Genomic DNA, 7,871 nt, shown 5'->3' on the forward strand with positions numbered 1-7,871 from the left:
CATCGGCCTGACCGTCGTGTTCTTCCTCAGCCACTACATGTTCGCCTCGGTGACGGCGCACGTGGCGGCCATGCTCCCCGTGATGCTGGCGGCGGCCATGGCCGTGCCCGGCCTGAACATTCCCCTGGCCTCCATGATGCTGTGCTCCACCCTGGGCATCATGGGCGTCATCACGCCCTACGGCACCGGCCCCTCGCCCATCTACTACGGCTCGGGCTACATCAAGGGGCGCGAGTTCTGGGTGCTGGGCATGGTGTTCGGCCTGGTCTACCTGGGCGTGTTCCTGCTGGTGGGCTTCCCCTGGAACCTGGCCAGGATGTAGCCTCCCCTTCCCGCCTTCCGGTCCGGCCCGCCCCGCGCGGGCCGTTTCGTTTCGCGGCCCGCCCCGTCCGCTTCCCCCGTGCGTTCTCCGCCGATCCGTGGTATGGGCCGTAACCCGTGCCGTGCGGCGGGAACCCGATCGCGGGGGACAACCATGCTCAGGCGTTTCTCCATGGCCGCGCGCCTCTTCGGACTGGTGGGGCTCTTCACGCTCAGCACGGCGGCCTCGCTGGCCTTCGTGGCCGCCGTCTCCCACCGCCTGGAAGAGGTGGTGGTGCAGCACACCCAGCAGATCATGCTCCACGGCGAGCGGGCCAAGATCAAGGCCGCCACCCACTCCATGGCCCTCACCCTGGCCTCGGGGCTCAAGTTCGCCAAGACCGAGTCCGAGCGCAAGGCGCTCATCCGCGAGGTGCTCGACCCCGTGCGCTTCGAGGAGGACGCCTCGGGCTACTTCTTCGTCTACCAGGGCACGGTGAACGTGGCCCTGCCGCCCAAGCCCAACCTGGAAAACCAGGACCTCAAGGACTTCGTGGACGCCGACGGCGTCTATTACGTGCGCGAGCTCTCGGCCATGGCCCACGCCGGGGGCGGCTTCGTGAGCTACATCTTCCCCCGCCCCGACGGACCAGAAGAACGCAAGATATCCTTTGCGGAGATGATCCCCGGCACGGACATGTGGGTGGGCACGGGGGTGTACCTGGGCAACGTGGCCCGGGAGGAGGCGCGCATCGGCGAGGTGGTGCGGGGGCTGTTCAACCGGGCGCTCACGGTTTCGGGGCTGGGCATGGCGGCCATCGTCGTCGCGCTGGCCCTGGTGAGCCTGGCCATCGCGCGCAGCGTGGCCCTGCCCCTGGCCGAGGCCACCCAGGCGGCGGAGCGCATCGCCTCGGGCGACCTGGACGTGCGCCTGGCGGCCTCGGGCCGCGACGAGGCCGCCAGGCTCCAGGGCGCGCTCAACCGCATGGCGGGCATGCTGCGCGAAAACATCCGGGAGATCCAGGCCCGGCGCGAGGAGGCCGAGGAGAAGGCCAAGGTGGCCGAAGAGGCCCTGGGCCAGGCGCGCAAGGCCAACCAGGAGGTGGTGGCCCAGGTGGCCCTGCGCGTGGAGAGCCTCCAGAAGATCTCGGATTCGGTGGCCCACCAGCTGCGCAACCCCACCACCATCATCGGCGGGCTGGCGGGGCTTCTGCTCAAGAAACCGGCGCTCCAGGAGAAATACCTGGACTATCTCGACGGCATCCTGGACGCCGCCCGCCGCATCGAGCGCATCACGGCGGCGGTGAAGGAATACAGCGCCATCCATGTGGACGACGTGACGGAATTTCCGGCCCAGGAGCTGCTGGAGGAGGCCCGCCGGGCGGGCGAGCGCGCGGCGCGGGAGCTGGGCGTGTCCGTGGCCTGGGAGGTGGAGCCTTCACCGGCCGCCTTGCTGGCCGACCGCGACCTGCTGGCCATGGCCGTGCGCGAGGTGACGGTGAACGCCGTGGAGGCCCTGGTCCCGGCCGGAGGGCGGGTGTCCCTCTCGGCGCGCCACGGCACCGACGGCTTCGACCTGGCCGTGGCCGACACCGGCCGGGGCATGGGCCCCGAGGAGATGGAATACGTGCTGGACCCCTTCTACAGCACCAAGAGCGTGGGCGTGGGCATGGGGCTCACCAAGGCCAACCGGGCGCTCCAGGAGCACGGAGGGCGCATCGTGATCGAGAGCCAGCCCGGGGCCGGGGCCGTGGTGCGCATGATCCTGCCCGAGGGCGGCCGCCCCCGGGCGCGAACGGAGGATTGACAGCCGGAAACGAAGCCCGGCGGGCGACCGCGAGGGGTTCGCGCTGGCCCGCCGGGTCAGGAGTCATGGAGGCTGTCGGCTACCTGTCCCTGCCCAGGTACTGCACCATCTCCGGGTCGGAGAGGAGCATGGAGAGCGACTCGCTCAGCACGTCGTTGATCATGCGCGCGTTGGCGTTCTCGTCCGGGGCCAGGGCCAGCTCCTTCTCGTGGGTCACGGGGTAGGAGCCCTCCCAGCGGCCGGGACCGTTGACCACCCGGGCGGACAGCACGCACTTCACCGTCACCTTGCGCGTCACCGTGAGCGACTGGGCCGCGTAGGTCAGCTCGCGCACCGTCACCGAGAGGGAGAGCGGCGCGCCCTCGTGCCAGGGCGCGGGCTTGAAGCCCAGGTTGGCCAGGGTCTTCATCACTTCCTCGCCCACGGGCTTGGAGAGGTCGCCGCCTTCCACGGTGATGGCCGCCGTGCGCGAGCCGTCGGCGTTGCGGTAGCCGATGGCCTGGCCGTGGCGCGCGTCCGAGACCTGCAGGGCCACGGTCTTGCCCTTGCCCACGTTGCCCGTGGGAACCTTGGCCTGGGGCGCGAGCGTCACGCTCTGGGACGGCACTGCGGAGCATCCCGCCAGAAGGACCAGAAAAGCCAACAACGGAAGAACGCGTTTCATGTGTTTGTCTCCTTGAGCTTAGCCGTCGTTTCCCACATGGCCGTCACCAGTTCCTCCAGGGCCTCGCCCGTGAGGGCGGAGATCAGGCGAATCTCCATGCCCCGCTCCCTTGCCGCGCGCAGCACGGCCTCGCGGGCTTCGGGGTCCAGGAGGTCGGCCTTGTTCACCGCGCGCAGCTGGGGGCGCTCGGCCAGTCCCGGGTCGTAGCGCACGAGTTCCTCGTCCACCAGGTCGAATCCCGCCAGGGGGTTGTCGCCCTGGATCTCCTCGGCCGAGAGTAGGTGCACCAGCAGGCGCGTGCGCGACACGTGCTTGAGGAAATCGTGCCCCAGGCCCTGGCCCGCGTGCGCGCCCTCGATGAGCCCGGGGATGTCCGCGGCCACCAGCTGCGCGCCGTCCTCGCCCTGGATCACGCCCAGATTGGGGGTGAGCGTGGTGAAGGGGTAGGAGGCGATCTTGGGCCGTGCCGCCGAAACCGCCGAAATGAGCGTGGACTTGCCCGCGTTGGGCAGCCCGATGATCCCCACCTCGGCCAGCAGGCGCAGCTCCAGGCGCAGGCGCTTCTCCTCGCCGGGCTCTCCCGGCTGGGCGAAGCGCGGGGCGCGGTTGGTGGAGGTCTTGAAGTGCATGTTGCCCTTGCCGCCCCGGCCGCCGCGCGCCGCCACCCACTCCTGCCCCATGTCGGTGAGGTCCGCCGCCAGGCGCTCGCCGTCTTCGGAGAGCTCGTGGATCAGGGTGCCCTGGGGCACCTCGATCACCAGGTCCTCGGCGTTGCGGCCGTTGCACTGGCTGCCAAGGCCCGGCTGGCCGTTCTTGGCGTCGTAGCGGCGCTTGAGGCGCAGGTCGTAGAGGGTGAGGAGGCTCGGGGACACGCGGAACACCACGTTGCCGCCGTCTCCGCCGTCGCCGCCGTTGGGGCCGCCGAAGGGGATGAACTTCTCGCGCCGGAAGGCCACGCAGCCCCTGCCGCCCTTGCCCGAGGCCACGGTGATCTCTGCTTCGTCCACGAATCGCATGGTTGATGTCCTCTCTTCTAGAAGCGGGGGCGATACGGCCCCGGGGCTGCTGCGTCAAGCCCTCGTTTCCATGGGCATCTCCTAGACGCAGCGGGCTTTCGCGTCAAACGTCCGCGCTGGCGTTCCCCCGCGCCTGCTGCTATGTGCCCGGCCATGATCCAACGTCTCGAATTCCTGCGCGACATCTGGCGTCTGGCGCGTCCCTACTGGTTTTCCGAGGACCGCTGGGCCGGGCGCGGCCTGCTGGCGGTCATCGTGTGCATGAGCCTCACGCTCGTGTTCATCACCGTGCTTCTCAACCAGTGGAACAACGCATTCTACGACTCCCTCCAGAACCGCGACCTGGACGGCTTCTACCGCCAGCTGGGGTATTTCTGCCTGCTGGCCTTCGCCTACATCGTGGTGGCGGTCTACCAGCTCTACCTGAACCAGATGCTCCAGATCCGCTGGCGGCGCTGGCTCACCGAGCGCCACCTGGAGCAATGGCTCAAGGACCGCGTCTACTACGACCTCCAGACCAGGGGAAGCGCCACCGACAACCCCGACCAGCGCATGGCCGACGACATCGGGGCCTTCGTGACCCAGACGCTCACGCTCACGCTGGGGTTCCTGGAGGCCGTGGTCTCGCTGGCCTCGTTCATCGGCATCCTCTGGGGGCTCTCGGGGTCTTTGGAGTTCACGCTGTGGGAGCGGCAGTTCAGCGTGCCCGGCTACATGGTCTGGGTGGCCCTGTGCTACGCGGTGCTGGGCACGTGGCTCACCAAGCGCGTGGGCCGGCCCCTGGTGGCGCTCAACTTCAACCAGCAGCGCTACGAGGCGGACTTCCGCTTCAGCCTGGTGCGCCTGCGCGAGAACGCCGAGGGCGTGGCCCTCATCGGCGGCGAGGCCGACGAGGCGGGCATCTTCCGCGCCCGCTTCGCCAACGTGGTGCAGAACTGGTGGGCCATCATGAGACGGCGCAAGGCCCTGGCCTGGCTCACCAACTCCTACGCCCAGGCCGCCGTGGTGTTCCCCTTCCTGGCCGCCGCGCCGCGCTACTTCTCCGGGGCCATCCAGCTGGGGGGGCTGATGCAGACGGCCTCGGCCTTCGCCCGGGTGCAGGGCGCGCTCAGCTGGTTCGTGGACGCCTTCACCGAACTGGCCTCCTGGAAGGCCACCGTGGACCGCCTGACCACCTTCCGCCGCGCCATGGACGAAGCCCGCGCCCGGCGCGAGAACCCGGACGCCCTGCGCGCCGAGGTCGGCGCCTGGCCCGTGCTGGATCTGCTCGACGTGGACCTCGACCTCCCCGGCGGCGAGCCCCTGCTGCGCGGCGTGAACCTGCGCGTGGAGCCGGGCGACACGTTGCTGGTCACCGGCCCCACGGGCTCGGGCAAGTCCACGCTGTTGCGCGCCGTGGCCGGTCTCTGGCCCGAGGGGCGCGGACGCATCCTGCTGCCCGGGGACCACTCCCTGATGTTTCTGCCCCAGCGGCCCTACCTGCCCCTGGGCACGCTGCGCCAGGCCCTGTGCTACCCCTCGCCGCCCGGGGGCATCCCCGACGAGGCCATGCGCCAGGCCCTGGCCCTCTGCGGCCTCACGCGCCTTGGCGAGCGCCTGGACCACACGGCCTACTGGCCCCAGGAGCTCTCCCCCGGCGAGCAGCAGCGCCTGGCCTTCGCCCGGCTGATCCTCCAGGCCCCGGACTTCGTCTTTCTGGACGAGGCCACCTCGGCCGTGGACGAGGCCGGGGAGGAGGCCCTCTACGCCCTCCTGCGCGAGACCCTGCCCCATGCGGCGGTCGTCAGCGTGGGACACCGGGGCACGCTGGAGGCCTTCCACGCCCGCAGGCTGGCGCTCTCGGGCGGCCGCCCCGGAACGGCGCGGCTGGCCGAAGCGCACTGAACACGGAGGACCCCATGAGCAAGACCGTCGTCTTTGTCCACGGCAGCCCCCGCAGGAAAAGCAACACACGCATGCTGGCCCTGGCGGCCATGGAGCGCCTGAAGGAACTGGGCGTGACGCCCCACGAGATCGACGCCCCGCGCCTGGAGTTCCGGCATCCCGGCTGCACCGCCTGCTCCAAGTGCCAGAAGAGCCCGGACTACGGCTGCCATGTGGACGACGCCGTGGCCCGCGCCGTGAACTCCCTGCCCGGCTACGACGCCCTGGTGTTTGCCACGCCGGTCTACTGGTTCAGCTACCCGGCCCAGCTGAAAATCTTCGTGGACCGCATGTACGGGCTGGTGAAGTTCGGCGAGAACGACGCCCTGCTCACGCCCCTGGCGGGCAAGCCCCAGGGCATGCTGATCACCGGCGGCGGCCCGGCCGAGGACAACCTGGAGCTTCTTGCCCGCCAGAGGGCCATCCCGGTGGAATGGAGCGGCTCTCCCTTCGCCTCCTGCCTGTTCCCCAACGTGACGCGCGCCCCCGGGACCATCGGACGCGACGCCCAGGCCATGGCCAAGGCCCGCGCCTTCGGAGACACCCTGGCGGGCATGATCCTGGGAGGCTGAGCCCCGCGCGCGTCCTGGCCGGAGGCGCAGGCCCCCGAGGGACGCACGGGCCGCATGGGCCTGAGCCAGGCCGCCTGCGCGGCGCGCCGTCAGCGCGCGTCCGCCCTCAGCCCAGGCCCGGGGCGGCCGGAGACGGGCGAGCCCGCCGTCCCCCGGTTCCGACCCCGGTTCCGGGCCAGGCAGGCCGGACGCCTCAGGCCCCCCTGGCGCGGCGCACCGTCACCGTCTCGCCGCCGATGCCCCAGTTGTCCGTGGGCACCTCGTCGATGACCACCACCGTGGTGGCGGGGTTCTTGCCCAGCACGTCGCGCAACAGGGCCGTGACGCCCTCGATGAGTTTGGCCTTGGCCTCGGGGGTGGCCCCCTCCTGGGTGATCTTGATGTTCACGTAGGGCACGGGACGCTCCTTCCTGTTGACGGTTTCGCGGCCCCGGAGGCCAGCCAGGCCCCGGCGCTCGCGCTTGCGAGCCCCACGGCCAGGGCCGGGGGCAGTTCCTCGCCCAGCAGAAGCGCCGCCAGCCCCCCGGACACCGCCGGGACCAGGGCCATCAGCGCCCCCATGCGCGCCGGTCCCAGGGACTCCTGGGCGCGCAGGTAGAGCCACATCACGAGCACGGTGGTCACCACGCCGTGGTAGAGGGCCTGGCCCGCCAGTTCCGGCCAGCCAGCCCCGGCCAGCCCCTTGGGCAGCCAGAGCAGATAGGCCGGCAGGTAGACCGCAGCCGCGCACACCGCCGCCGCACGGGTGAGCGTCCAGGCCGCCACGCCCCAGCGCCGGGCCAGCACACCGTAGAGCGCCCAGGACAAGGCCGCCGCCAGGAAGAGCGCGTCCCCGGCCCGCACGCCCTCGCCCGCGCCTTCGCTCCACGAAACCCAACCCAGGCAGGCCAGTCCAAGAGCCACCAGCCCCAGGCCGCGCCACTGCGCCGCCCCGGGCCGCGCGCCCAGGAGCGCCCAGCCCAGGAAGGCCGTGGCGAAGGGCAGCACGCCGGGGAAGAGGAGCGCCCCGTGGGTGGCCGGGGCCAGCCGGAACCCCCAGTACACCGTGAGACCATACGCCGGACCGCCCAGGGCCGCCAGGGTCCACACCCGCCATGAGCCCCAGACCTCCCGGCCCAGCCCGCCGCAGAAGGGCGCGAGCGTAAGCGACGCCGCCGCCAGGCGCAGCGCCAGGATGTCCCAGGGCGAAAGCGCCGTGGGACCGGCCAGCCCCAGGCGGCTCACCAGCATGAACGCCGCCCAGAACCCGACCACCGTAAGGCCCGTGAGATACCCTTTGCGCATGCGACGACTCCTTCCCTGTCACCTTGCACCCGCCATGACCTTCGTGTAAAATGATCTTTGCAGAACATAACATTCGCAAATGGTGAACGATGGACCTCACAGACCTCTCCGTCTTCCAGGCCGTGGCCCGCTCCGGCGGGGTCACGGGCGCGGCGCGCAGGCTCAACAAGGTGCAGTCGGGCGTCTCGGCGCGGCTGCGCGGGCTGGAGGACTCCCTCGGCGTGGAGCTTTTCGAGCGCCGGGGGCGGCGCATGCTCCTCACTTCGGCCGGGCGCACGCTCCTGGACTACGCCGGGCGCATCCTG

9 protein-coding genes are annotated in these 7,871 nt (G+C 70.9%); 5 read left to right on the forward strand and 4 right to left on the reverse strand.

Features of this window, described 5'->3' with window-relative positions; translation table 11 throughout:
- A partial coding sequence (locus tag ACV4UX_RS15675) for an anion permease (protein ID WP_491594219.1) occupies positions 1 to 322 on the forward strand: 322 nt, incomplete at its 5' end.
- 153 nt (positions 323 to 475) lie between these two features.
- A complete protein-coding gene (locus ACV4UX_RS15680) occupies positions 476 to 2,107 on the forward strand; it encodes a cache domain-containing protein (RefSeq protein ID WP_491594220.1) in 1,632 nt (543 codons plus the stop codon).
- 79 nt (positions 2,108 to 2,186) lie between these two features.
- Here the strand turns inward: ACV4UX_RS15680 and ACV4UX_RS15685 are convergent, their stop codons facing one another.
- Together ACV4UX_RS15685 and obgE are read right to left on the reverse strand one after the other, a co-directional pair.
- Positions 2,187 to 2,771: a YajG family lipoprotein gene (locus tag ACV4UX_RS15685; RefSeq protein ID WP_491594221.1), complete on the reverse strand. Its 585-nt coding sequence runs from the start codon at positions 2,769 to 2,771 to the stop codon at positions 2,187 to 2,189.
- Positions 2,768 to 3,787 (reverse strand): GTPase ObgE, encoded by a 1,020-nt coding sequence (gene obgE, locus ACV4UX_RS15690; RefSeq protein WP_491594222.1) that lies wholly within the window; start codon positions 3,785 to 3,787, stop codon positions 2,768 to 2,770. Before obgE ends, ACV4UX_RS15685 begins: the two co-directional genes overlap by 4 nt.
- Before the next feature lie 153 nt (positions 3,788 to 3,940).
- On the opposite strand from obgE, the gene ACV4UX_RS15695 reads away from it, so the two are divergent.
- Positions 3,941 to 5,671: an ABC transporter ATP-binding protein/permease gene (locus ACV4UX_RS15695; RefSeq protein WP_491594223.1), complete on the forward strand. Its 1,731-nt coding sequence runs from the start codon at positions 3,941 to 3,943 to the stop codon at positions 5,669 to 5,671.
- A 14-nt stretch (positions 5,672 to 5,685) separates the two neighbouring features.
- Positions 5,686 to 6,282: a flavodoxin family protein gene (locus tag ACV4UX_RS15700; RefSeq protein WP_491594224.1), complete on the forward strand. Its 597-nt coding sequence runs from the start codon at positions 5,686 to 5,688 to the stop codon at positions 6,280 to 6,282.
- A 193-nt stretch (positions 6,283 to 6,475) separates the two neighbouring features.
- On the opposite strand, the gene ACV4UX_RS15705 is transcribed toward ACV4UX_RS15700, so the two are convergent.
- Together ACV4UX_RS15705 and ACV4UX_RS15710 are read right to left on the reverse strand one after the other, a co-directional pair.
- The gene (locus tag ACV4UX_RS15705; RefSeq protein ID WP_173082383.1) at positions 6,476 to 6,679 is read right to left on the reverse strand and encodes a tautomerase family protein; all 204 of its coding nucleotides are present in this window, start codon (positions 6,677 to 6,679) and stop codon (positions 6,476 to 6,478) included.
- The gene (locus ACV4UX_RS15710; RefSeq protein WP_491594225.1) at positions 6,667 to 7,566 is read right to left on the reverse strand and encodes a DMT family transporter; all 900 of its coding nucleotides are present in this window, start codon (positions 7,564 to 7,566) and stop codon (positions 6,667 to 6,669) included. The genes ACV4UX_RS15705 and ACV4UX_RS15710 overlap by 13 nt, the downstream gene beginning before the upstream one ends.
- A gap of 89 nt (positions 7,567 to 7,655) precedes the next feature.
- On the opposite strand from ACV4UX_RS15710, the gene ACV4UX_RS15715 reads away from it, so the two are divergent.
- Positions 7,656 to 7,871: LysR family transcriptional regulator (locus ACV4UX_RS15715; protein WP_491594226.1), on the forward strand; the 216-nt coding region annotated here is incomplete at its 3' end.

It is taken from the genome of Fundidesulfovibrio sp., from assembly GCF_058402725.1.